This window comes from Xanthomonas sp. NCPPB 3200 (assembly GCF_056393585.1).
Window position 1 is genome coordinate 4,422,509 of the sequence record NZ_CM150785.1, and the last position, 22,971, is coordinate 4,445,479.

General features: G+C 58.0%; 16 protein-coding genes and 1 pseudogene. 12 read left to right on the forward strand and 5 right to left on the reverse strand.

The features are described from left to right. Positions 1–189: 189 nt before the first annotated feature. The 9 genes from AC06DU_RS19125 to AC06DU_RS19165 all read left to right on the forward strand — a co-directional run bounded on the left by AC06DU_RS19125 (position 190) and on the right by AC06DU_RS19165 (position 13,407). Positions 190–1,344 (forward strand): AAA family ATPase, encoded by a 1,155-nt coding sequence (locus AC06DU_RS19125; RefSeq protein ID WP_372164534.1) that lies wholly within the window; start codon positions 190–192, stop codon positions 1,342–1,344. After that, a complete protein-coding gene (locus AC06DU_RS19130) occupies positions 1,341–3,566 on the forward strand; it encodes a S8 family peptidase (RefSeq protein WP_478203031.1) in 2,226 nt (741 codons plus the stop codon). Before AC06DU_RS19125 ends, AC06DU_RS19130 begins: the two co-directional genes overlap by 4 nt. 53 nt (positions 3,567–3,619) lie before the next feature. Continuing rightward, positions 3,620–4,399: an RNA polymerase sigma factor sigma-70 region 4 domain-containing protein gene (locus tag AC06DU_RS19135; RefSeq protein WP_372164538.1), complete on the forward strand. Its 780-nt coding sequence runs from the start codon at positions 3,620–3,622 to the stop codon at positions 4,397–4,399. Further along, entirely contained in the window at positions 4,396–4,989 is a 594-nt protein-coding gene (locus AC06DU_RS19140) for a hypothetical protein (RefSeq protein WP_372164540.1), read from the forward strand. Before AC06DU_RS19135 ends, AC06DU_RS19140 begins: the two co-directional genes overlap by 4 nt. A 3-nt stretch (positions 4,990–4,992) precedes the next feature. Continuing rightward, positions 4,993–8,421, forward strand: coding sequence for a UvrD-helicase domain-containing protein (locus AC06DU_RS19145; RefSeq protein WP_372164542.1), 3,429 nt, complete (start codon positions 4,993–4,995; stop codon positions 8,419–8,421). 95 nt (positions 8,422–8,516) lie between these two features. Further along, complete coding sequence (locus AC06DU_RS19150; protein ID WP_372164544.1) at positions 8,517–9,446, forward strand: multiubiquitin domain-containing protein; 930 nt, start codon at positions 8,517–8,519, stop codon at positions 9,444–9,446. Next, on the forward strand, positions 9,446–10,852 hold the full coding sequence (locus AC06DU_RS19155) for a ThiF family adenylyltransferase (protein WP_372164546.1): 1,407 nt from the start codon (positions 9,446–9,448) through the stop codon (positions 10,850–10,852). The genes AC06DU_RS19150 and AC06DU_RS19155 overlap by 1 nt, the downstream gene beginning before the upstream one ends. 125 nt (positions 10,853–10,977) lie before the next feature. Then, the gene (locus AC06DU_RS19160) at positions 10,978–11,190 is read left to right on the forward strand and encodes a ubiquitination-like system serine protease family protein (RefSeq protein WP_372165852.1); all 213 of its coding nucleotides are present in this window, start codon (positions 10,978–10,980) and stop codon (positions 11,188–11,190) included. Between the two features lie 312 nt (positions 11,191–11,502). Continuing rightward, positions 11,503–13,407, forward strand: a complete 1,905-nt coding sequence (locus AC06DU_RS19165) for a hypothetical protein (protein WP_372164547.1) — start codon at positions 11,503–11,505, stop codon at positions 13,405–13,407. A 62-nt stretch (positions 13,408–13,469) separates the two neighbouring features. Here AC06DU_RS19165 and AC06DU_RS19170 read toward each other — a convergent pair whose 3' ends face one another. The 5 genes from AC06DU_RS19170 to AC06DU_RS19190 all read right to left on the reverse strand — a co-directional run bounded on the left by AC06DU_RS19170 (position 13,470) and on the right by AC06DU_RS19190 (position 19,435). Further along, positions 13,470–14,339, reverse strand: coding sequence for a hypothetical protein (locus AC06DU_RS19170; RefSeq protein WP_372164548.1), 870 nt, complete (start codon positions 14,337–14,339; stop codon positions 13,470–13,472). Between the two features lie 613 nt (positions 14,340–14,952). Then, the gene (locus AC06DU_RS19175) at positions 14,953–15,987 is read right to left on the reverse strand and encodes a TniQ family protein (RefSeq protein WP_372164550.1); all 1,035 of its coding nucleotides are present in this window, start codon (positions 15,985–15,987) and stop codon (positions 14,953–14,955) included. Positions 15,988–15,989: 2 nt separating this feature from the next. Continuing rightward, positions 15,990–16,877 carry a TniB family NTP-binding protein gene (locus AC06DU_RS19180; protein ID WP_372164552.1) on the reverse strand — a complete coding sequence of 296 codons (888 nt, stop codon included), beginning with the start codon at positions 16,875–16,877 and terminating at the stop codon, positions 15,990–15,992. After that, positions 16,877–18,691 carry a Mu transposase C-terminal domain-containing protein gene (locus tag AC06DU_RS19185; RefSeq protein WP_372164554.1) on the reverse strand — a complete coding sequence of 605 codons (1,815 nt, stop codon included), beginning with the start codon at positions 18,689–18,691 and terminating at the stop codon, positions 16,877–16,879. Before AC06DU_RS19185 ends, AC06DU_RS19180 begins: the two co-directional genes overlap by 1 nt. 81 nt (positions 18,692–18,772) lie before the next feature. After that, positions 18,773–19,435 (reverse strand): TnsA endonuclease N-terminal domain-containing protein, encoded by a 663-nt coding sequence (locus tag AC06DU_RS19190; RefSeq protein ID WP_372164555.1) that lies wholly within the window; start codon positions 19,433–19,435, stop codon positions 18,773–18,775. Positions 19,436–19,559: 124 nt separating this feature from the next. Here AC06DU_RS19190 and AC06DU_RS19195 point away from each other — a divergent pair. From AC06DU_RS19195 to AC06DU_RS19205, 3 genes and pseudogenes are all read left to right on the forward strand, one after another. Next, a pseudogene (locus tag AC06DU_RS19195) lies at positions 19,560–19,763 on the forward strand (ATP-binding protein); the annotation flags it as partial. Between the two features lie 62 nt (positions 19,764–19,825). Next, the gene (locus AC06DU_RS19200; RefSeq protein WP_157882623.1) at positions 19,826–21,091 is read left to right on the forward strand and encodes a site-specific integrase; all 1,266 of its coding nucleotides are present in this window, start codon (positions 19,826–19,828) and stop codon (positions 21,089–21,091) included. 880 nt (positions 21,092–21,971) lie between these two features. Further along, complete coding sequence (locus AC06DU_RS19205; RefSeq protein ID WP_131828629.1) at positions 21,972–22,850, forward strand: hypothetical protein; 879 nt, start codon at positions 21,972–21,974, stop codon at positions 22,848–22,850. Positions 22,851–22,971 lie beyond the last annotated feature (121 nt).

A 22,971-nucleotide genomic window follows, 5' to 3' on the forward strand; every position in this document is an offset into this window, starting at 1 on the left:
ACGCACTTCTCGGCACGCGGTTGCAGATCACGGTCAATTGCCAATCATGAGCCCACATCCGAGCTATGGTCACCACTGCCTCCAGCTTCGCCTGCAATTTGACTACGATCCATGCGACAATGCGTCTATTCCAGTAATATAATTTTATTTAACCTTATAAATCAATAGCTTGATGGAGTTTTGGGCGAAATGAGAGAAGAGCAGTCAGACTTAGCCCAGCTGGTTCGCTTGGCATTGGCGGAGCAGAATGAGGACGTGCGCCTGTTCACTGCGCGGCTGGTGCGCAAGTACCGCGGGACGGCGCCCGACTTGGCCGAGCAGCTCGAACTGTTTCTAAAATCGAAGCCGGCGCGCAACGCATCTCCTATGCGCAAGCTATCGTCTCAACCATCGGGCACCCAGACCCTGCCAGTAGACGACGAATCCCGCCTTTCACTTCTAAAGGTATTTAAGGACGAGCGAACAAGGGACGCGCCGCTGTTGTCCAGCGATGTCGAGGACACCCTGGGGCAACTCATTGCCGAGCGATTGCAGAGCGAACGCCTGAAGGCCATGGGACTAACGCCGACCAGATCGGCCATCTTTGTTGGGCCTCCCGGGGTCGGCAAGACGCTTACGGCCCGCTGGCTAGCGTCCCAGTTGAAAGTGCCGCTGTATGTGCTCGACTTGACCGCGGTGATGAGCAGTCTGCTAGGGAAGAGCGGCGCTAACCTGCGCGCCGCTATTGATTTCGCCAAGAGGGAGCCCTGCGTGCTTCTGCTGGACGAGATTGACGCCATCGCCAAACGGCGCAGCGACGATACCGACGTGGGCGAACTCAAGCGCTTGGTCACGGTTATCCTGCAAGAAGTCGATGAATGGCCCGCCAGCAGTGTATTGCTGGCAGCCACCAACCATCCGGAACTGATCGATCCAGCGCTGTGGCGTCGCTTCGATTTAGTGATCCAGTTCAAGACGCCGGATGGGCAAGCGGTGAAAGATGCCGTCAAGCGTTTTTTGGGGCCTGACTACGCGCTTTTTGCGCGTTGGATAGACATCCTCGTGTTTGCATTCGCCGGGCACTCGTTCAGCGACATCGAACGGGACGTGCAACGCTTCCGGCGTGCCGTAGCGCTGGGCACTACCACTGACGCTGATCTGGTCGAAGCCTTCGTAAAGGCGCGCGCTTTGGCGCTGGATAGGCAGGGCCGCATCGATTTGGCAGTGATGCTGGCCAAGCAGACCCGCTTGTCCCAGCACACCATCTCCGACATCACCGGGGTGAGCCGGGACACTATCCGCAAATACACCAATGAGACGTCTGCGGTAAGAAAGGCCGCACCACGGAGAAAGGCTAACGCATGAGCCAAACCAATTTCCTAATCGGTCGTGGTGAGCTGCTGACTCATGACATCGTCGGACCGAAGCGCATGCCAGGCAAGGCCGAGGTTTACACCTTCGCACAGGCGCGGGAGCGAATGGTTCCTCAGTTCCACAGTGCTACAAAGGCACTGGACGAACTACCTGCTGATGCTTGCCCAGGCGATTTTGCGGTAGCCAGGCTGATGATGAATCCCAGTTTCATCGCTCGTTCCTACTTCCCGATGGGCTTCTTGCGTAGCACCGGCTTGGAGTCCATCGGGAGTCGTTCCGTCAAGGTCAAACCGCAGGCCTGGAGCCGCAAGGGGCAGCCGCATGAGACCACGACGACCGAACTATTCGTCGCCGGCAAGCGCCAGTCTTTCCGCAACCTTTCACGATGGACGGGAACCGTCGAGGCAGAGTCTGACGAGGGCGAAGATCTGGCCCACATCGAACAGTTCGCCGTCTTTGATCCAGCAGAGCGGATCGCCAGTCTCGGCGGCCCGAAAGATCGTTTTTTTGAGGTCGGCCTGCATCTATTGCCGGACGAAGACCCCGGGCTGATCCAGAAGGCCTTCGTGAAGTTCGCCAAACGGCAGGAGGTGAAGGTTCACAGCGAAGTCGATTTCGTCGCTGGCAACCTTTGGTTCGTGCCGGTCGAAGGCAAACCGCGCGACATCGAGCGCCTAGCTAACTTCACCTTCGTGCGGGTTATCCGTCCCGTGCCTAAGCTGCGCGGCATCCGTCCCTTGCAACGCAGCGGTGGGCCCTCAGTGGGATGCAGCCTCCCCACCGAACAGGCCCTTTCATCAGAACCTCGTGTTGCCATCCTGGACGGTGGCCTGCCCAAGCACCATCCCATAGGTCCCTGGCTGCGCTCATACCGCAAGCTAGATGAAGACGCCCACGATGATCCGGACGGTCCGGAGCATGGCTTGGGCGTGACCTCGGCCGTACTGTTCGGTCCGATCAAGCCCAACGGTAAGGCCGGCAGGCCTTTCTCCCCGGTGGACCACCTGCGCGTGCTTGACCAAGAGGCGGGCGGCGAAGATCCGCTGGAGTTATATCGCACGCTCGGACTCATTGAGCAGGTTCTGCTATCGCGCTCCTACGAATTTATCAACCTGAGCCTAGGTCCTGATCTCGAAGTGGAGGACCGTGAAGTCCACGCTTGGACGTCGGTCATCGACGAGTTGCTGAGCGACGGCGACACCCTCATGACCGTGGCAGTAGGCAATAACGGAGAGCGGGACCGCGAGCTCGGCTACAACCGCGTGCAGGTTCCATCGGATTGCGTTAATGCGCTCGCGGTCGGCGCGGCCGACGATACTGATGCTGGATGGGCACGCGCGCCCTACAGTGCGATCGGGCCGGGCCGCAGCCCTGGCGTTATCAAGCCAGACCTGATGGCGTTCGGTGGCAACCCAGCAACCAAATACTTTCACGTATTAGCACCAAACACTAAGCCGGTGTTGACGCCACAGCTGGGTACTAGCTTCGCTGCGCCGTATCTGCTGCGCAGCGCGATCGGCATCCGGGCGATCTTGGGCGGTGACCTGACGCCACTCGCTATCAAGGCGCTTCTGGTCCACGCAGCTGATTCCGGTGAGCATGATTTAGTCGAAGTAGGCTGGGGCAAGATCCCCGAGGACACGCTCGACATCATCACCTGTCCGGACGGCATAGCCCGGGTTGTGTACCAGGGCGAGCTCAAGCCCAGCAAATACCTACGCGCCACCCTCCCGCTGCCGAAGGACGGGCTGTTGGGGAATGTGCGCCTGAGGGCCACGTTCTGCTACGCCTCACCCACTGATCCGCAGGATGCCGCGGCCTATACCAAGGCTGGGCTCGAAGTCGTCTTTCGGCCCAATGACGAGAAGATCAAGGACGGCAAAAGCAATGCGGACACCAAGGGATTCTTCGACTTGAAGAAGTTTGCCACCGAGCAGGAGCGACGCTCGGATCAGGGCAAATGGGAGACCGTGCTGCATGGGGCCAAGACTTTCCGTGGCTCCACCCTCAAGAATCCAGTGTTCGACATTCACTACAACGCACGCGACGGCGGTGGCCGGGCCACCAATCGTGCCGAAAAGATCCGCTATGCATTGATCCTCTCGGTCGAGGCACCGAAGCACGTCGATCTCTACAATGAGATCCTGCGCGCCTATGCCAAGACTCTCGTGCCGATTCAGCCACAGGTGTCCTTGCCGATTCGCATTCGATGACGGTGTAGGGGCGAGTGTATGTATAGAGCGGATTGACGGAAAAGGAAAAACCGATGCCGGAACCTTTAAAGAGCAAAGACAAAAATGGGGTGCCATTTGCACGACCACCTGAAATCGAAGCCTGGTTGGTAAAGCTAGAGTCGGTCGATGCCGCCGTCCGCCTGAAGGCCTTCGCAGTCGGGGCAAGGAAGAGCACTGACTATGTGCCGTCGGAAGTTCTGACGTATTTTTTGCGGCAGGCCTATTCAACTGGCGCCGAGGATGAATTTAGGCAGTTGTTCGGACTGCTCATGAAACGAGCAGGTCAGTCCCTGTTTGCAAAGGTCTCAGACTCCCAAATGGACGGGGCGCAAGACATTCGAGAAGAGATATTGGGCCGATTTGCCGAGCGAATCGCCAAGGACTGCAACGGCCGATTCGCCATGTTGGACTTCTTCGAGGCACGGTTTGACATGGCGTTCGCTCGATTCCGAAGGTCTGTCCTAAGGCAGATCGGTCCTTCGACTGTCCTCACCGAACCGCTGTCCGTGGACGGAGACGCGGGTCAGGAGATTTCTCGGGAGGTCGAGGAAGCGGCAGCCAAGTTCATGGGGGGGGATCCGAAAAAAATTGACGATCCCGCTTTCCGGTTGGAGTTGGACAACGCGATTGACGAGTTACCAGACGATCAAAGACGGGTCGTGGGTTTGCTAAGGCAAGGCTTCCAGATCGACTCTAAGGACCCGAACATCATGACTATCGCGAAGATGCTCCAGTGCGATGAGAGAACCGTGCGCAATCGCCGCGACAGAGCATACAAAACCCTCAAGTCTGTGCTGCAGGAGGACGCATGAGTACGCCGAAGCCTTTCGCTACGGACGAGGAATCCGTGCTGATGGCGTTCTCCATGGAGTCTAGCCATGGGCGGGAGACGCTTGAACGCTACATCAGAGAGTATCCTCAGCATACGGCAGCGCTGATCGACTGTTCGATCGATCTGACTCATGAGCCGCCGGCAGGCGATGCTCAGGCGCCTGAGTTGCCGGATAGTTCGGTGGACAAGGCCTGGCACCGGTTCGAGCGGGCTGTCCAGCAGCCCTACACCGAGGCAGCGAATCCTTTCGCCAAGCTCGATAGGAGCAGCTTCAAGTCGCTCGCACGTAGCTTGGACGTCAGCAATCTCTTTTTGATGCGTGTGCGCGATCGGGCCATCCTTGCTGCCACGATTCCTGCCCAATTTGTCGAAAAACTCGCATCGGAGTTGGGTGCCACCGTCCAAGCTGTGGGCGCGTACCTGCAGGGTCCACCGCGCATGGTTTCCGGACAAGTTTTTCGGTCAGATGTGAAGCCCAGTGTGGGCGAACAAATTACGTTCGACCAAGCCGCCCAAACTTCACAGCTCACGCCGGAACAGCAGGCCACGCTGAAGTCCTTTTCGGACTGAGCAATGGACGCCACCGAGGCCGCCCGGCAAGAGGCAGAACGCCTACACCGCGAGAATGCCGCGGCAGGTGGTGATCCAACTCGTCCTCTGACGTTTGCGCTTCTAGCAGCAACATGTCGCGGCTTGGATGTATACCCACTGCAGGCGGGAGATTCGCAACTCAAGGGGGGCAAAGCCACTTTCGACAGTCAGGCTGGAGGCATCCTCTATGAGGACCTTGGATCGGACTTCGATCGTGCCTTCTTGATTGCGCATGAACTCGGCCATGTGGTGCTGGAAGGCAGCATGCTGGACATGGTGACTGTGGATGTTGAGCCCGAACGTTCGATGGAGGACGCGCCAGTCGGCATCGACCGCGTCCTTGACTATGGGGCACGTGAGCGACGTGAAATCAAGATGGATCTCTTCGCGCGAGAGTTCCTGCTGCCACGCACTATGCTGCGCGGACTACATATCACCGAAGGGCTGACATCGGACGCGATTGCAAAGCGCTTCGGCGCACCTCTCGCGGTGGTGCAGCAACAGTTGCTGGATACGTTGCTGGTTCCACCAGCCGAAGAACTGCAACCTGTAGGCACTGGTGCCGCTGTTACACCGCTCGCCCCGGATCCCAGTCAGATTCGGGCCGCCGCACATCGTGGTTTGGCGTTTCAGCTACAGGCAGGACCGGGCACTGGCAAAACGCGAACGCTTGTTCGCCGCATCGAAGGACTACTTGCGGACGGTGTCGACCCCACGACGATTCTGGTCCTCACCTTCTCTAACAAAGCGGCCAATGAACTATGCGAGAGAATCGCGGCAAGCAACCCTGTCGCAGCAGCAGCCATGTGGATCGGAACGTTCCACGCGTTCGGGCTCGACATCATTCGCCGGTTTCATGACCAACTGGGACTTAACCCGAACCCGCGGCTGATCGATAGGACGGAGGCTATTGAACTTCTGGAGGACGAGTTTCCGCGTCTAGATCTGAAGCATTATCGCAATCTCTGGGATCCCGCCCTGAACTTGAGCGACATGCTGAGCGCGATCTCACGCGCCAAGGATGAGGTCATTGATTCCGTAGGTTATCGCGCCCTTGCGCAGTCCATGATGACCAGCGCAGGAGCCAACCAGGACGCTGTAGTTCGCGCCCAGAAATGCCTGGAGGTCGCTACACTCTTCGAAGCATACGAACGATTGCTGACTAGGCAGCAGTCGTTAGACTTTGGCGATCTGGTTGCGCTCCCGGTCCGACTGGTCGAAAGTAGAGCCGAGGTGAGGGGCGCCCTGCATGCTCGGCATGAGCATGTGCTGGTAGATGAATATCAAGATGTCAACCGCGCCTCGGTTCGGCTGCTGAAGGCTATCGTCGGTGAAGGCCGCAATTTGTGGGTTGTCGGCGATGCGCGCCAGTCTATCTATCGATTCCGCGGTGCCTCTGCAACGAACATCGCGCGCTTTGCGATCGACTTCCCTGGCGCTCAGGCCGCCCAACTGAGCGTCAATTATCGCTCTGACGAGCACATCATCGACGTGTTCACCGAGTTCGCGCGTGGCATGCAAGCATCCGTAGGTGCTTTACCGCTTAAATTGAAGGCAGCCCGCGGTGCCAATGGAGAACGGGTAGAGTTTCACATCGCCGAGTCAGCTGGCGATGAAGTGTCCACCCTCGCTGCTTCGATAAAAACTTTACGCGCGCAAGGCATTGCCTATGGTGATCAGGTGGTCTTGTGCGCGTCCAATGCGCGTCTTAATACCATTGCCCAAGGCCTTGAGGCCAGAGGCGTGCCGGCGCTGCACTTGGGCAGCCTGTTCGAGAGGCCAGAAATCAAGGATCTTCTGGTCTTGTTGTCACTGGCAGCCGACCCACGGGCGACCGCGTTGGTGCGAGTGGCAGCCATGGCTCGGTACCAGATGCCCTTGCAGGACGTCATCCGGGTCATCGAGCACCTGCGAGCAGCTGACCCAGCTCCTCTGGCATGGCTGACAATGCACGCCGAGGTTAAACATCTCGCAGAAGGCACTCGTCAGAAGCTTTCTTGTCTGTCCGCACTTTTTGCGGGTGTGAGCCCATCGACTAACCCCTGGCCTTTGCTTGTCGACTGGGTCATCGATCGTCTCGGACTCGCGAAGACACTTTATTTGGCTGGTGATCCACAAAGCCGCATGCAAGGTCTGGCCATATGGCAGTTCTTGAACTTCTGTCGCCAGCAACCAGTAGGGCAAGGTGTGCCGGTCCTTCGTTTGCTTGATCGTGTCCGGCGGTTGGTACTGCTCGCTGAGGATCGTGGATTGAACCAACTGCCCCACAGCGCCGAAAGTATCGACGCAGTGCGCTTGATGACAATCCACGGAAGCAAGGGGCTCGAGTTCGACGTTGTTCATCTGCCAGGCATGGTGACGTCCGGCCTGCCGCGCAACAACGTACCGCCCCGCTGTCTTCCACCGGACGGCCTGATCCACGGTTTGGAGAGTCTGACGGGCATTGAGGCGGTAAAGGCTGGTCACGACGAAGAGGAGGAGTGCTTGTTCTTCGTCGCGTTGTCGCGTGCACGCGACAGGCTGCAGCTGTATACATACACGAAGCAGGCCGATGGGCGTGCGCGCAGCCTGTCCAAGTTCGTCGCCCCGATTGACAGACTACTTGTTCGCACAGTTCAGGTGCCGTCGCTTCCTAGCCCGACATTGGCAAGCCCGGCTCTTTCCGTCACATGGCAAGGGCGCCCTCAATGGACCGATGTGCAGGTCAATCTCTTCGAGCGTTGCCCTCGCCGCTTTTTGTACACGCACGTACTGAGACTCGGTGGTCGGCGGACTGAGACAGCGTTTATGAAGATGCATAACGTAGTGGGTGAGGTGTTTAATTGGCTGAAATACGAACACGAGACGAGCACCCCCTCCGCCGATGAACTGTCAGGACATTTTGAGATGGTTTGGCGCTCCAAAGGACCAACGGAGCACGGTTATGCGGCGGATTACCACCGAATCGGGAAACGTCTTGTCGACTTTCTCATCGAGAGCCGAAGCCATGGAATACCGGCATCAGCACCTCCAATCTCACTGGGTTGGGCGGAGGGCGAGATCCTGGTCAGCCCCGATGGTGTAGCTCACGGAGACGGCGGGCGCATCATGGTGCGCCGCGTCAAGACTGGGAAGCAGCGCTCAAACGCATTCGATGACATCGAGTACACGATTCTTCATCTTGCTGCGGTCAAGGCGTATGGCTCGCGGGCGCAGGTTGAGGTGACCTATCTGACCAGCGAAACAATCCAACCGATGGAAATATCACTGCGCAAGCTCGAGTCCAGGCGCGAGAAGCTGCAGGCATTTCTTCAGGCCATACAGGCGGGGCAATTCCCCCCCAAGCCTGAGGCACGCACCTGCCCAAGCTGCCCGAGCTTCTTCCTCTGCGGCGACTTGCCGGGAGGGGCTTGGGTGCAAGAAAAAATTTGACCTGCCTTTCCGGTTTGGCGCCGGGCTGCGATTGACTGAGTGAGGGGCTAGAGAGTCTGCAATCCCGCAGACAAAACCCCACAAAGGGCAATCAAATGCAAAACCAAACCAACAGCGGTGATGACCGCTCTGATGTGGAAGATGTTGCTGCGGCGATCCGTGAAGGCCGCAGCCTTCGCCCGGCGGCGCTCTACCGGATCGTCGTCCTGGACGAACAGCTCCATGAACGTCATATCGATCTCGCCGATCCGGTCCCGACTGCACGCCAGATCCTCCAAGCCGCAGGCTTGCGCCCGGCCGAAGGCTATAGCGTCTACGCGATCTTGACTTCCGGCGAGTTCGAGGACCTGCGTCTGGACGAAACCTACGATCTGCGCGGTCGCGCCGCCGAGCGCTTCGTGATTTTTCAGACTGATCGCGCGTTCAAGTTCACGATCGACGACCGCCAGTTGGAGTGGGGCAAGCCCAGCATCAGTGGCCGCGTTCTCAAAGCGTTGGCTGACGTCCCGCCGGAGACCTACGACGTCTACCTCGAAGTTCGCGGTGGCGGTCAGGACATCCTGATCCGCGACGGCGATCTGATCGATCTGGGGAAGCCGGGTATCGAGCGTTTCATCACGCTGATCCGCGACACCACGGAAGGTCTGTTCGCGCTCCCCGAAGCGGACGAGCATTATCTGAAGAACCACGGCGTGGTCTTCGAGACGGTGAGCGACGGTACGCACACGGGCGTCATATTCAAACAGCTGCCGCTGTCCACCGGGAAATTCAATCACGCTGCGGCCGACGTTCTCGTTCTCCTTCCGCCTGGCTATCCCGATGTGGCGCCGGACATGTTCTATTGCGACCCCTGGTTGACACTGCAAAGTATGGGGCGGTACCCGACCTGCGCCGACCAGCCTCATGCATTCCAGGGCCGCAACTGGCAGCGCTGGTCACGTCACAACACGGCGTGGCGCCCGGGTATCGACGGCCTGCACACCATGCTCAAGCGCATCGAGCATGCCCTGGCGGAGGCTAAGTGATGTCGCCGGCTGCTCTGGACATAGTTCTGCTAGAGCCGCACGAGGCGGCCCTGCGATCTCTCCTGCACAGCGAGAACGGGGCCGAAGCATCCGCCTACGTGCTGTTTGGCAAAGCTGAGATTTCGGCAGACCCCTGGTCGGGCCTACCTCGCACCAGGCTGATCTCGCATGAGGTCATCCCGGTTGCGGCCGATGAGATGGTCTCGGCATCGCCAGTCCATGTCACATGGTCCACCCGGGGCTTCATGCGTGTTCTTGGCGTTGCGAAGGAGCGCCGCTTGGTTGCAGGCCTCGTGCACACGCATCCGAACGCAGCGGCGTTCTTCTCCGAGCAGGATGACCGAAACGAGGCGGAACTTGCCCGGACGACGTTCAACAAGGGCGTTTCCGGCTTGGCTAGCATGGTGTTTGGTCGCGATGACGGTATGGCGGGCAGGCTCTGGATAGCACCCGGCGAGACGGTTACGGCATCGTCCATCTCGCTGGTAGGTAGCCAGATCAAGATCGCGCGCGCAGAAGTCGCGGCTGACGAAGATCAGTTCCTGGCGCGGCAGGCTGCTTTCTTCGGCCGAGGGTTCAATCCGGTCGTGCGCGGGCTGCGGGTCGGCGTCATAGGAAGCGGGGGCACAGGCAGTGCTGTCGCGATGCTGTTGGCGCGACTGGGCGTCGGCTTTCTGGGACTGATGGACAAAGACACCATCGATGTCACCAACCTCAACCGCGTGCATGGCTCGCACGCCGCAGATGTGGCGGCCGGCCTGGCCAAGGTGGACATCCTTGCGCGCGAGATTGGCGCGGCGGGTCTCGGCACCCAGGTCGTCACGAAGAAGGAGTGGGTGGGCCACCCTGATCTGCGCGACCTATTGCGCTCCTGCGATGTGCTTTTCGGTTGTACTGACGACCATCAGGGGCGGTTGACGCTCAACCGCTTGTCGCACTACTACGGTATTCCGCTGATCGATGTCGGTCTGCGCATGCGTGCGGCACGCAGTGGTGCGGACTACGACATGACAGGGCGCGTATCGACAATTCGACCCGGCAACCCTTGCCTCATGTGTCTTGGAGTGGTCGATCCGCGCCGCGCTGCAGCCGAAGGGCTCCAGCGCAACGATCCCGCCGAGTTTGAGCGACGAAAGGCGGAAGCCTACGTGGATGGCGGGGGAGACCCCGCGCCAGCTGTGGTCACGTTCACCACGGCCATCGCCTGCGCAGCAGTCGATGAGCTCATTCAGGGCCTGACCAGCTTTCGCGGCCCAGGAGGAATGACACACAACAGGATTCGCCGCTTCGACCGCGTAGAGGATCGCGCCATGACCTGTCGACCCCTACCTTCTTGTCCGGTTTGTGACAGCCAAGCGAGCTGGGGGCGTGGCGATGTCAACCCATTTCTTGGTGTGATCGGATAACCATGAAGCGACTTATCGCGCACGTACTGCGTCGCCTTGGGTGGATGCATTACGACCTGCTCGTTTTACCCATCGCGCAGCATCCAGGAAAAGTTTCCGTACCACCGGGAGAGCTTTGGCTGGTCATGGACAGTGGCGCCAAGAAATGGGCATGCTTGACCTGCCCGGGCGGTTGCGGCGTGCAGATCTCGCTTTCGCTTAACCCAAACCGACGGCCCCGATGGTCGCTCGAAACAGACTTCTGGGGGCGACCAACCATGTCGCCGTCCATCCATCAGCATCGGGCATGTTCCTGTCACTTCTGGGTAAAGAAGGGTCTGATCGAGTGGTGCCGGTAGACACCCTCCCGGCGCCACACTTGGGCCGTACGCTATCGACGCCGCCGCCGAGCCCTTGTCAACCTCCAAGAGAATCCAGCAGCCTTTGGATTGATTTGCAGGGGGTTGTGCTTATCTTTTGGTTTTTGCACCATCGCGGGAAATCCCAAATTACTCTGCCGCTTAGACCTCATCGCATCAATTGGCCTTCATGGGTCGCTGCGTGTACCAAGCGCCGTTTGGTGTGTGGCATTGCAGAGAGTCTCGAGCCGAGCTTAAGTTAACAATCGGAGCGCCGATAAGGAGGCGTTGCTACGTATCGATTGGCGCACGATGGACTTCACGCACTACCCCAGCGACTCGCGGTTGTATTTCATCCGGTGGATCGATCGCTACAAAAAGCCGCATAAGGCTTCGACATCGACGTCGGTGTGCTGCTATTTGGTGCCGCTACCCGATGACATCAAAGATCCTGCCAAAGCCACGCCGGATCAGATCGCCAAGCTGTTTGGCTATTCGGACCAGGTTCCATTCGTGGCAATGGTCCTGGTCGGCGCCCTTCCTTCGATTCGCATTGGATACGTCTACCGTGACCGGAAGCGTGTGGGCGTGCTTCCCTGCCAAGAGCTATCACTGGGAGATGCCTTATCCAATGGAGAGGCGTCCGGCAAATATGGTCGCAACATCCAGCTAGACACGGTGATCGGCAAGGACGGGGATTTCCCCATCAAGGCGGTGCCGACCAGCCAACTTCACCTCGACCACAGCGTTCGCTTCCGTAGTGGAGTCTTGATTGCAGAGGACTCTGCCAGCGGAGTCGAGTTCCTGATCCCGCGCAGCCTGATCTTCAGGACCTTCTATGCTCACTCTACCTATCTGGCGTCCGTGTTTACCACCGGCATCTGGCGAGAGGTGGTCGGCAAGGTCCTGCTCTTGGGCAAGGAATTCGCAGGCAACTGGACACAAGAACTGGCAGACCCCCGTCAATTTCACCTCGTAATGCAACGAGGGATGCGTAAGGCAGATGCTACATCTGTCGCGCTGCTGCACTTCTACCCGTACGGCAAGGCGGCGGCCAACGCGCTATATGCACCGATGCTCAAGGCGCAGAACGATGCCGGATTTGGCGGTGACTGCTCGTGGTACTCCACTGCCCAGATCCCCATGGACCCAGATCTTGGCCCCTACTGCGGTAGGGTGATGGGGTACTACCTGACACCCCATAAGAGCCGTCGACCGCGCAGAACGTTCCTTGTCACCTCTATGCTCGGGCTTTCGCTACCGCATGACTTCCCGGCACTGGGCGACATTTTGGTCAACGATGGCAACCGCCACGGCGACCTCGAACATACCGATGAAGCTCACCCCTATGGGGGGGCGCCGGATCGTGGCCGCAAACGCCCGAATGGAATGCAGGACGACGATGGTCATAACGCCTCCACAGTGCACCAAGCGTTCGACGAGCCTAGCGACACGTTTGAGTGGATCAATCCGCCGCCTCGCTTCGATCTCGTCAAGAACCACACTACGGTTTACACGGCGCCAAGGGTGCCCGGACCGAACACCAGCACCGAGGAAGGTTCATTCGGCGATCGCGATGGTGCCAAGGATTCAAATAGCGCACTTGATGCTCGGCTGAAGAGTCGTGCATCCGAGCACAACTTCAACGCACTCTTGAGGGCGCTGAGGCAGGTCAGGGAGGCAGGCACCATTTTTGACTTCAGCCAGGTGTATCCACAGGATTCGACCCAGCGCGTCCCGATTGGAGCCTGTGTCTGCTGGAACTTCCTGGACGAAACACAAAGGGCAGTCAGCTACGACAGGCTAGTGCGTAAAGGGTGGGCATTCCTTCATCGGGAGGGCAAGCGTTCCGGAGGCCAGGAGCGCGGCGCGCTGGTAGTAGATGTGACATTGTTGGATGGTAGAACTGGCTTTTGGATCGAAATCCAGACCCGGCACGGTGCCATGTCACCGCTTTTGATCGACGATGGATCAGACGCCGCCGCCCAGATCTCCAGGGCGCTGAACATTATCTTCAGTGCCAAGGGAAGCAACCTCGATGACCATTTCCGCGCTGCATCCGTGAAGGCATACTGCTTCACTCACCGCTATGTTTCACAGGATAAGGACGAGGACGAGAACAAGGACCGCAGGGATGAGTGGGATACGGACTGGCTGATAGCGTTCTTCAAGTCTGTATCACTCGGTAAGCAAGGAACTGGCGCGGCTGTGAAATAGGCCGGATTGTTCGCGTGTCTCCTATCATTAAAGGAGAAGCCTTGCCAGCCAGGCAAGAGGGCTTATGCGGATCCACCCCGTCGTTGCAGCCAAGTCGCGATCAGGTCGGCAATCCCCTCCGGAATTTCAACCAGCCCATTACGGGTCTGCAGATGATGGGCACCGTGACTGCCCAGCACTTCCTTGGACAGCTCGCGGGTGTTGAAGCCATACGTTAGCGCTACAATCTCCTCAAGGTCCTGGATGGTCGCCTCAGATGCATCCCCGATCGTGCCTAGAAGCTTCTCCAGACGAGCAGCATCCGTCCTTAGAGCGGGAGCCGAAATCATCTTTGGAGGCAAGGTGACAGGCCAGCCGAGAGACTTCTGGACGAAACTTACCCAAGGTCCGAGGTTGGTCCGAGCGCCAGGCTTGAATGCTAAGAATTCCACCAACTCCTGCTGCGAGAACGGGCCACTGATTTCAAACTGCCGACAGAATGCCTCGGCAACGCCTACGTACTGAGCCACCGTGCGCGCAGGCTTGCCCGCCAGCTCAGCATGGTAGGACGCCAGATAGGTGTGCCACGGAGTGCCCGTAGCTGCGGCCAGCTTGTCCTCAATTAGGACACGGCTCTGCGCTTCTGCGCGGACCTTGCCATCGATGACAAAGCCAAACTGCTGCTGCAGAAACATCCCAGCATTCAAGTTTGCACGGAGCACCTTGGAGCCGAATGACCTCACCAAATCATCGCCAGTAAGCGGCTCACGAAGGTCTTTCGCACGGTCCAGGATCAGAAAAAAATCCACTGCTTTCGCGACATTCTCTGGTAGCTGTGGTGTGCGGACACCCCGGTTGGCACTCCAATCGGCAAAGTTCTTATAGAGGCGCGCGATCCAAGGCTTTTCGAAAAGCGGCAAGCGCAGCTCCACCTCGCGTGTCAGGCGCGACATAATCAGGCAGTCATCGCATCGGGACTGGCCGCCACCTGCAACTGCGCTCCCACAGCTTGGGCAGGCATGGGAAGCCGCTGTTGCACCTGAGCAGGACTTGCAATAGCCACGCCCATCGACTGTGGCCGCAACTTTCCTGTACTTCCTACACCTACCACAGGTGCTATGGGTACCGTTGGTAAAACACCTTGGGCACGCTCTCACGCCTTCTTCTAGATGGGAGGCACGTGAGAGATGACGGCTCATCTCTCCACATACATCGCAGGGTTCGGGAGCGCGGAAGTATGGAACGCAGCTTGGACAGACTGCCATGCTCAGTGTTCCAGAACCCGCACTTTCTCCTATCCCGGTGACTTCGACATTGAAGATGAGAGCTGCACGAGGCGTGAGGCGGCCACATCGGCCACACAACCGTTTTTGCCTGAGACATCTACCGCAAGGCGGTACCGACGGCTCAGACCTGTGATAACGCGTCGATCCACTACATTCCGGGCACACGCCTTTGGCGAATTCGGTGCCGTAGCATCGCTGGCAATAGTCGGACCCTTTGTGAACTCGATGTGCCTTCGTGATCGGAAGGTAACACCCGTCGCAGATGCGACGGCCGTAAGCGTCAGTGCTCATCAAAAGGCTTAATTAACTTGAGCAGCGTTTTCGCTCGCAGCGAGCGCCATCCGGCCTTCCGCCACTGTTGCGCCTCAGCCGCAATCCGCAAGGCTCCTCGACCCACGTTACCCTCTCCCCTGATGCGTCCAGGCGGCAGTTGACCTATCTCATGTGTCAGCCAGTCCGGACACTGCTTCCGGAAGCTGCGCTGCGTCAGATGATACTGCTCGGCCGCCGTGTGTAGTGATCGCGGCCATATCTGGCACAGCGCCTCCAGCAAGCGAAGGTCGGCATCACGTTGCTCAACTCGGCGCATTTCCAACCTTCCCCGAAAATTCCGCTGACCGCTATTCTCAGGGACACGAGCAACGCCAAAGCCGGAAAGCAGTGCATCCATCCCTCGCAAGTAGTCCCGGCCAGTGCAACGCGCTACCGGCCAGTCCAGGGTGATCGGAGCCAGTATGCATGCCCTGTACAGCTCTCTCTGCAGGGGAGATGCAACCGCAGCCACACACTCTCCAGAGGTCAGGGGGCGGTTGCATCTTGAACATAAGCGCAGGTCGTACTGCTGGCGATGAGGCTCCAAGGTACCGCCGCATGAAGGGCAGGCATCGCGCATCATCACGTGGTGCTTGGGACACACCGTCCAGAAGGCCAGGCGCCATTGGCGGGTAAATAGCGAACTCTCATCGAGACAGACGGGGCAGAAGCAAAGCCCGTGACGTCGCCGGGACCGATGATAGACACCGATAGAATTGACCCAATGATGGATTCCCTGCCGGCGAGGGCTCGCCGTCTCTGTGTAACTCAGACTCATCAGCGTCATGCCCATAATCCGGGGCAAGGGCTCGCCGATCGCTACAGCTAGGGCATTCAAAGTGCGCGATCGGGCATTGATGTCCACATCCCGCGTCCAGATGGCATGTCCGGGGCAGACCAGCGAGGTTAGGCTCTGGGCGCTCATGCCACGACCGATGGCGGCGCGGGACAGATACGAACTCAGAAGTTCGTCGTGCACCAGCGGTGGCCACCCCATGCGCATAGTCAGGTCGAGGCGACAACGCCCTCGTAGTTCTGGCGCAGGCGCTCCTGGGTGTCCAGGATAGTAGTTGGCGTAATGCACTCCTGACCCGAGCGGATCGCCGTAACCGCGGCCTCCTTGATCAGATAGACCGTGCCCCCAATGGCGACACCGCCTGCCTTGAAGAGCAACTGGGCCAGCTCGCTGCCAGCCAAGTTCGATGCCGCAGGCAGAGGCAGGAGCTTTTCGTATGTCTTCAAGAACGACAGGTAAGCCACGTCCAAGCTCCAGCGGGTCAAAGCCAATGGCTTGAAGCGTGATCGCATCTGCGCATCGAAGGAAAGAGAGTTGATAGCAGATTCGGTACCAGCGGCGACAATGCTCAAATTCAGGTCGTTGCTGAGCTTGCGCAGGCCGGCCAGGACGTCCGAGGCCCCCTTTCTTGCGTTTACGATATTGTTGAACTCGTCGATCAATAGCACCCGTGCTTTGACATATCTCAGGGCCCCAAGCACTTGAGCGTATTTGGCGTGGGCAGGGTCGCTGCGACGGTGCGTAATAGCGCAGGACTGCAGGATCTCCGTCCAAATCTGGGATAGATCCGGTGTTGCTGGCATGCCTATCGCGATCACGGGCGCATTGGGGCTGCCGTCCTCGCGGATGGTGATTGGATGCCGCTGCTGGAACTGACGCAGGACGGCCGTCTTTCCGTTATCGCCCCGACCCACGATTAATCGGCAGGGCGGTCGCTGGGTCGTCGGGTAAGCAATGATCTGATCGAGGTCGTCAATTACTCCCCTGGCAACCGGATAGGCGATCCACCGATCGCTGCGGGCGAACTCGATGCGCGCGACCTCCGAGTCCTCCATTCGCTCAGCGACTTGGGGCAGGAGGTGTGGATAAACACCCATCAGTTCAGCTCTCCTACTTCAAACACTTCCAGTTCCTGGTCGAAGATGCTGAGAACCGGCTCGGCGGTACGCTCGTTCGTCGGCACATGTGCGGCCTCAAACGACGGGACCGGCATGGGCTTTGCCTTGGGGCGTGTTGCTGCTTGGCGTCGGGCCGCCTTGGTGGACTCGGTCGAGGCGTTGATCCGCTCACGATTTCGCTGAATGCTGCTGAAGATCCGATGCTCGTCCACTTCCCCCTTGTTCGCCGCTCGAACCGCCTTCGTCATTTCTCTCAGCTCAGCCGCAGACACAGGGGGATGAGAGAGATCTCGATAGGGAATCGGTGTATATCGATCCGCCTTGGGGTCAAGAAAGTAGATCTGACTGACGTCGCGCGGGTCCCGCGCAAAGATAAATTTCTGCTTCACGTTCGAATCATCGGGCATGGTTGCACCGATGTATGGGTCCAGAACAGGATCGTAGTAGAAGACGTTCTCAAGTCGAACGCCCGAACGCTGGATGGTGATCTCGAAATACGGTAGGAAATCCATTCGGATCCGCTCAGGATCGCCAACGATCGGCATTGCGCCGATGCCGGGCCGCTCCGACGTGCCTACGATACCCTGCTGCCAGATACGCGTCGGGGAGGCATCCTTAAGCTGGCTGTGACTGCGCTGGTGATAGTTGTTGACGATGAATTCCACCAGGTACGCCTCGACCTCCTTCATCGTGCAAACAGCCTCCTTCTCGGAGTCATATCCCTTGCGCTGCTGGATGTTGGAGAACGTGGCACCTGGCACCTTTTTGAGCTCGGTCGCCACTACACCCATGTACCGTTCGATATGTGCCCCGTAGTGGGGCTTCTTCACCGGCCGCCACTGCATGTCAATGCGGTTGGCCTGACAGCCGCGGGTGACCGCTTTGCATTTGAACTCCCTGGCGTTGTCAGCGTGCAACGTGCCAATCTGACCCCATACTGGCCAATTGCCTTCCACGCCGAGCGCCGCCAAATATTCACCTTTCGGAGTCATGGCGTGAGAGATACACATAGCCACTGACGTCGCTGACGGCTTATCCAGTGTGACGTAGAGGCCCACGATCATCCGGCTATAGACGTCAATTGCCAGCGTTAGCCAGGGTCGACCAATTGGCTTACGGTGGACCTCGTCCAGGACGATGACATCGAGCGGGGTGTGGTCGATCTGGACCACGGCCAACGGGAAGTCAGCACCCGGGAATGACCCGCGAATGGGCTCGTACACATCCCGGGCTTTGTCCTTGAAGCCGCGCCGGCGCAGGGTCATTGCTGGCGACAACTCTTTCAAGCGACGGCGAATAGTGCTGGGGGCCGGGGCCGTGATCTTGGCACGCTTGCAGCGCTGGAGAACTTCGTCCACCACTTCTTTAGGCGAGTGTCTCTGCTTCTTGAGATACATGTCCTCCACCACCGAGCTGATCACCAGCTCTTGGTCAGCGGCCAAATGCTTTTGGCCTTTGGCTGCACCACGCTTGCGCGGGACAAGGGCCGCAACATGGCCGGCATCATGATAGGCCGCGAGCCACTTGTAATAGGTAGCCACGTGGACGCCGGCGGCAGTGGCAAGCTTTTCGACCTCAGTACGACTCCTGATCGGATGCTCGATCATCGGCCGTAGCGCTTCGAATCGCTTCTGGGCGACCGACCATTCTTCTTTGGAATACTGATGGATTGGAAAGCCCGAAGCCCCGCTGGCATCTTCGGCAGAGACGATCATGGACAACGTCTCAATCCTCAGCCTTGCGCTGGCTCCTGTCTCCATATCCTCAGCCAGCACGCTGTCGATAGACAGCATATGGGTCACTCGGTACTTGCGGGGGCCCACGAAGACCTGAGCACCAGGCTCTACCTTGAAGAAGTTAGTCAGTGACACCGGTCAACCCCTCAGCCGGATGGAGGTGGCCATGGTGAGAGGCTTGTCTAAGTCGGCTTCGATTTCACCACTAGCCACTAACTGCCACAGCGCAGGAATGGCCTGCGCCTGCTCATCGGCAGGCCAATACGCGGCGGCGAGCAGTGCTTGAGGAGTAGTTGGCCCCAGCACTGTGGCCGTGTATTTCAGCTGCGCCTGCCTGACCAGGAGCGGAGCCATGGCTCTGTATCGACGCAGGAAGGTGGCATTAGCCAGCAGAGGCGTGCGGATATGCCGCTCTGTGACGATACGGAACTGCCAACCCTGAGCTCGGCAATGCTTTATCGCCGCCTTGAAGCGGGGTCGCAGGAGTTGCCAATCTGCGCGCAGGGTCTCCAACGGCTTGACCTCATACACCACGGTCTTGGCCGTTCCATCTAGCAAAAACTCAGCCAGGACGTCTGGGGTGTAACGCGTGCGCCGCCCCTCAGCCTCGTAGTAGATCGTGAAGGGCTGCTCTCGCAACGCGGTGACGCTGGGATCGAAATCAAGCAATCGCAGCCAGTCCCGCTCCAGCGAAGATTCGAAGCCTGCAACCTCGCCACCGCCCAAAGTGACCTTGCCAGTCAGGGCGCGCCGGCTATTTTTCAGCGCCCGGACGGGCGCAGCGGAACTCAGTCGCATCATATATAGCCATTTGCAACGCAGTCGCGTTATTAGTGAAATTTAGTCGCACCATTCAAGCGCTAGAATCACCCAAGATCTAAGACCTGTAAAGGGAGAAGTCGCGTCTTTTCTGACAAATGACAGCGGCACGCATCCGCGCCCGGGCGAGATCTCGCTGGCCCACAACGGCGTGCTGTTTCTGGACGAATTGCCCGAATGGCAACGGCAGACGCTGGAAGTGTTGCGCGAGCCCCTGGAATCGGGCCTGGTAACGATCTCGCGCGCCGCGCGCAGCGTGGATTTCCCCGCACGCTTCCAGCTGGTTGCTGCCATGAATCCATGCCCGTGCACACGTAACATGCCGTGCTAAGATCGTCAATGTAACGACAATAGAGTGGACATATGGCGTCCTTGGAACTAGTGAAGCTAGCCAGCCTCCTCCCGGCGATCACTGATGAAAAGGTATCTTGGCCGTCCACGGATGGGCACTCAGCCACACCGGTACCGCTCCTCTTTTGGAGTGATGGCACGCCTTGGCGCGAGGCGAATTTGTGGATCGCGCAAAAAGCTGTCGGCACAAAATTTGCGACGTTGAACTCCCTCATGTCGCATCTTCTGGCATTCGCGAAATGGTTAGAACGAACGGGTGTGACTTGGTGTCATTTCCCAGCACTCGAAAGCGAGCGATGTCTATATAGGTTTCGTGGGGCACTCAAGACGGCCCTGGATTACGGCGAAATATCGCCCCACACGGCGTCCAATCGAATGCGTGCGATAGTCCAGTTTTATAGCTGGGTTTCGATGGTAGGCCTTTTGTCGCCCGATTGGCCGATGTGGAAGGAGCGAAGTCTTGGTATTCGGCTTCCCGACAAATTTGGCTTTGAGCGCACACTGATGACGCGCACGACGAATCTAGCAATATCCTCAAAGCGGGCTGTCGGGGAAAAGCTAGAAGATGGGCTCTACCCGGTTACCAAGAGCACCGAGCGTGAGATCCTGCGATTCGTTAAAAAGAACGGATCGATCGAGCTCTTCCACATCCTGAGCATCGGGTTCAGAACCGGTATGCGTCTAGGGACAATTGCCGATCTAAAGGTTGCGTCACTTCAACGTGCAACTGCTGATCCGCTAATGGCAGGATTCTTCCGAGTGCAAGTCGGCCCGCAGGCTCATCCACCGGTCGCCACTAAGAATGGTGTGAATGGCGCCATCCGTATTCACGAAGAAGATCGTGACGCTCTATTGAGTTATGCAGCATCCTCGCGTCGTCTGAAGCGACAAGCGCGCACTGCTTTGAAGGACCGGAATCTCGTTTTCCTCACAGTGGCTGGCCGCCCGTATGCAGGGACCGATCAAAACAACTATCGAGCAGTAGAGATGGAGCTTTCTCGGCTCAGAAGGCTTGCCCTCCAACTTGGTAACGGATGCCTGGTCGACTTTCGCTTTCACAGATCTAGAGCATCGTTCGGATCAAACGTCGCACGCCTTCTTCTCTCGAGGTTGCCCACAGACTCCGCACTACAACTTCTACAGGAGCTTATGCTTCACTCTGAAATCGCAACGACATTGATGTACGTGAAGTTCGCGGAGCGCAGCATCGCTCTTGAAGACGCCTCTGATGCTTTCACGAAAGAATTTCTAAAACTGGCAGATCGGAATGAGCAACACGATCCCTGACTTAACTTTTCCATCGCTACCATATGGAACGAATCAAGTCCCCCTAGATCTTCGACATCATCTATACAGAGGAATCTCCGAGCAGCACTCGGATAAAGCACGCGTAGCAATTGAAATGGATACCTGCGGAAAGCCTGATCTAAATAGGCTTCCCCTACTTACCGCGCTCCACGATGCAATCAGATCCCGCATAGCTCTCGGCCAGCCTATCGTCTCGACACGAAATACGTGTAAATGCTTGCGTTACTTCTTTGCATGGTGTGACGCCAACGATAGAGATGCGACAAAAGAGTCTGCGGCTCAGGATTTCTACGCTTGGGCTGAGTACCTACTAACGCGGACTCGCGCCAATCCCCCTCCAAAAATGGGAACCTCTAACAAGCCGCACGCTCTTAGACGAGGCTCGCATCGGAAAGAGGTGATTAGAGCCAGTACGGCGGACGATATTGCAAGATCCGTGTCTTCGGTTATATCTGAAGCGCTAGGCATGACGCGACCACTCATTAGGTACACCCGCTTACCAGAAGCGGCACGAGCGCAGAGAAAGCCATATAGCGATTCGGACAAGCTTTCTTCTGATTCCGCATCATCGTTTGGGAGCACCTTACTCAGAATATGCGATGAGCTCACGCTCAGTAAAGCGCTGGGGTCTTTGCCCGTGCGCATTGAGCTACGCGACGGAACTGTGCTCTTGGAGTGGTGCAAGCTTAGACCGCCAGAGGATGTCCTCGCATTGAGTGGGCACCGAGCCGTCGGAGACAGAAATGCCGTTCTGAAAACACGCAAAGCTTGGGAGAATGATAGAAGCATCCGAACCAGGTACCCGGTAGTCAATCTTAGGATTGAGTGCGAATTACTAGTTTTCCTGTCGCAGACCGGAATGAACCTAGCTCAGGCACACCGCCTCAAGCGCCGTAAGTTCGCATATCAGACGCAAGGCGATCAGATCATTGTTACGACAAGCTATAAAGGACGTCGGGGCGGCACTGTAAAGTTCCAGATTTTTCGAGAGTATCGCAAAATTATCAAAAGATACCTCTTATGGATTGAGAATTTTGTCCCGGCCGATGAGGATGATCGTCTCTTCCCATTCTATTACCCATCAGCTGTTCCTGCACCGGACTGTCCACCAAACTTTAGTTCAACTCGGATCAAGTTCGAACGCCTGGGCATCGAGTGGGTGGGTCCTCGCAAGCTTAGGAATCACCGGGTTAATTGGATTAAGGGCTACACTGGAAGCGATGCGGTCGCTGCGGAGAGCGCCCAACACACGAATCAGACGCTCCAAACCATCTACGCAAAACCGAATCACGCAACGGCCGCGCAAGAGATCGCGCGCTATCACCGTTCTAGCCAAGTTTGGCAAGAGCCGCCTGCACCTGGCCGTTGCATTAGCAATGGAGCTACTCCAGCCACAGCTCCCGACAGTCCCGAGGCGGTCTCCGCCCCTGACTGCGTGAGCCCATCCGGATGTTTGTTCTGCATCTACCACCGTGATGTCAGTAGCCAGGACTACGTGTGGTCCCTTGTGTCCTACCGCCGTCTCAAGGTGCTCGAAATGGCAAGCTATACACTACCCGCAAATGGCACAGCTCTTGTTCCTGCGGACGTGATTGTCAGCCGAGTCACGGCGAAGCTAGACGCTATCTCGGGCTCAAGTGCCATCCGCTCGACATGGGTTACGGAAGCCTTGTCGCGACTCAAAGAAGGCAACTATCACCCTAGTTGGTCCGCTTCAATCAAACTCATGGAGATCTAGCTTGGAAACGTGCATGCAAAGCAGTTTCTTCTTGAAATTTCTGAGCCCTGGAATCGACGATAACGCACCCAACTTTCGACTACGCGAATGGCCACCCACTGCGGAGCAGCCTGTTACACTT

Bases quoted from the DNA above. Each gene is read 5' to 3' on its own strand.
- AC06DU_RS19125 (WP_372164534.1), top strand. From the start codon at position 190: ATGAGAGAAGAGCAGTCAGACTTAGCCCAGCTGGTTCGCTTGGCATTG.
- AC06DU_RS19130 (WP_478203031.1), top strand. From the start codon at position 1,341: ATGAGCCAAACCAATTTCCTAATCGGTCGTGGTGAGCTGCTGACTCAT.
- AC06DU_RS19135 (WP_372164538.1), top strand. From the start codon at position 3,620: ATGCCGGAACCTTTAAAGAGCAAAGACAAAAATGGGGTGCCATTTGCA.
- AC06DU_RS19140 (WP_372164540.1), top strand. From the start codon at position 4,396: ATGAGTACGCCGAAGCCTTTCGCTACGGACGAGGAATCCGTGCTGATG.
- AC06DU_RS19145 (WP_372164542.1), top strand. From the start codon at position 4,993: ATGGACGCCACCGAGGCCGCCCGGCAAGAGGCAGAACGCCTACACCGC.
- AC06DU_RS19150 (WP_372164544.1), top strand. From the start codon at position 8,517: ATGCAAAACCAAACCAACAGCGGTGATGACCGCTCTGATGTGGAAGAT.
- AC06DU_RS19155 (WP_372164546.1), top strand. From the start codon at position 9,446: ATGTCGCCGGCTGCTCTGGACATAGTTCTGCTAGAGCCGCACGAGGCG.
- AC06DU_RS19160 (WP_372165852.1), top strand. From the start codon at position 10,978: ATGGACAGTGGCGCCAAGAAATGGGCATGCTTGACCTGCCCGGGCGGT.
- AC06DU_RS19165 (WP_372164547.1), top strand. From the start codon at position 11,503: ATGGACTTCACGCACTACCCCAGCGACTCGCGGTTGTATTTCATCCGG.
- AC06DU_RS19170 (WP_372164548.1), bottom strand. From the start codon at position 14,339: ATGTCGCGCCTGACACGCGAGGTGGAGCTGCGCTTGCCGCTTTTCGAA.
- AC06DU_RS19175 (WP_372164550.1), bottom strand. From the start codon at position 15,987: ATGCGCATGGGGTGGCCACCGCTGGTGCACGACGAACTTCTGAGTTCG.
- AC06DU_RS19180 (WP_372164552.1), bottom strand. From the start codon at position 16,877: ATGGGTGTTTATCCACACCTCCTGCCCCAAGTCGCTGAGCGAATGGAG.
- AC06DU_RS19185 (WP_372164554.1), bottom strand. From the start codon at position 18,691: ATGCTGTCTATCGACAGCGTGCTGGCTGAGGATATGGAGACAGGAGCC.
- AC06DU_RS19190 (WP_372164555.1), bottom strand. From the start codon at position 19,435: ATGATGCGACTGAGTTCCGCTGCGCCCGTCCGGGCGCTGAAAAATAGC.
- AC06DU_RS19205 (WP_131828629.1), top strand. From the start codon at position 21,972: ATGAACCTAGCTCAGGCACACCGCCTCAAGCGCCGTAAGTTCGCATAT.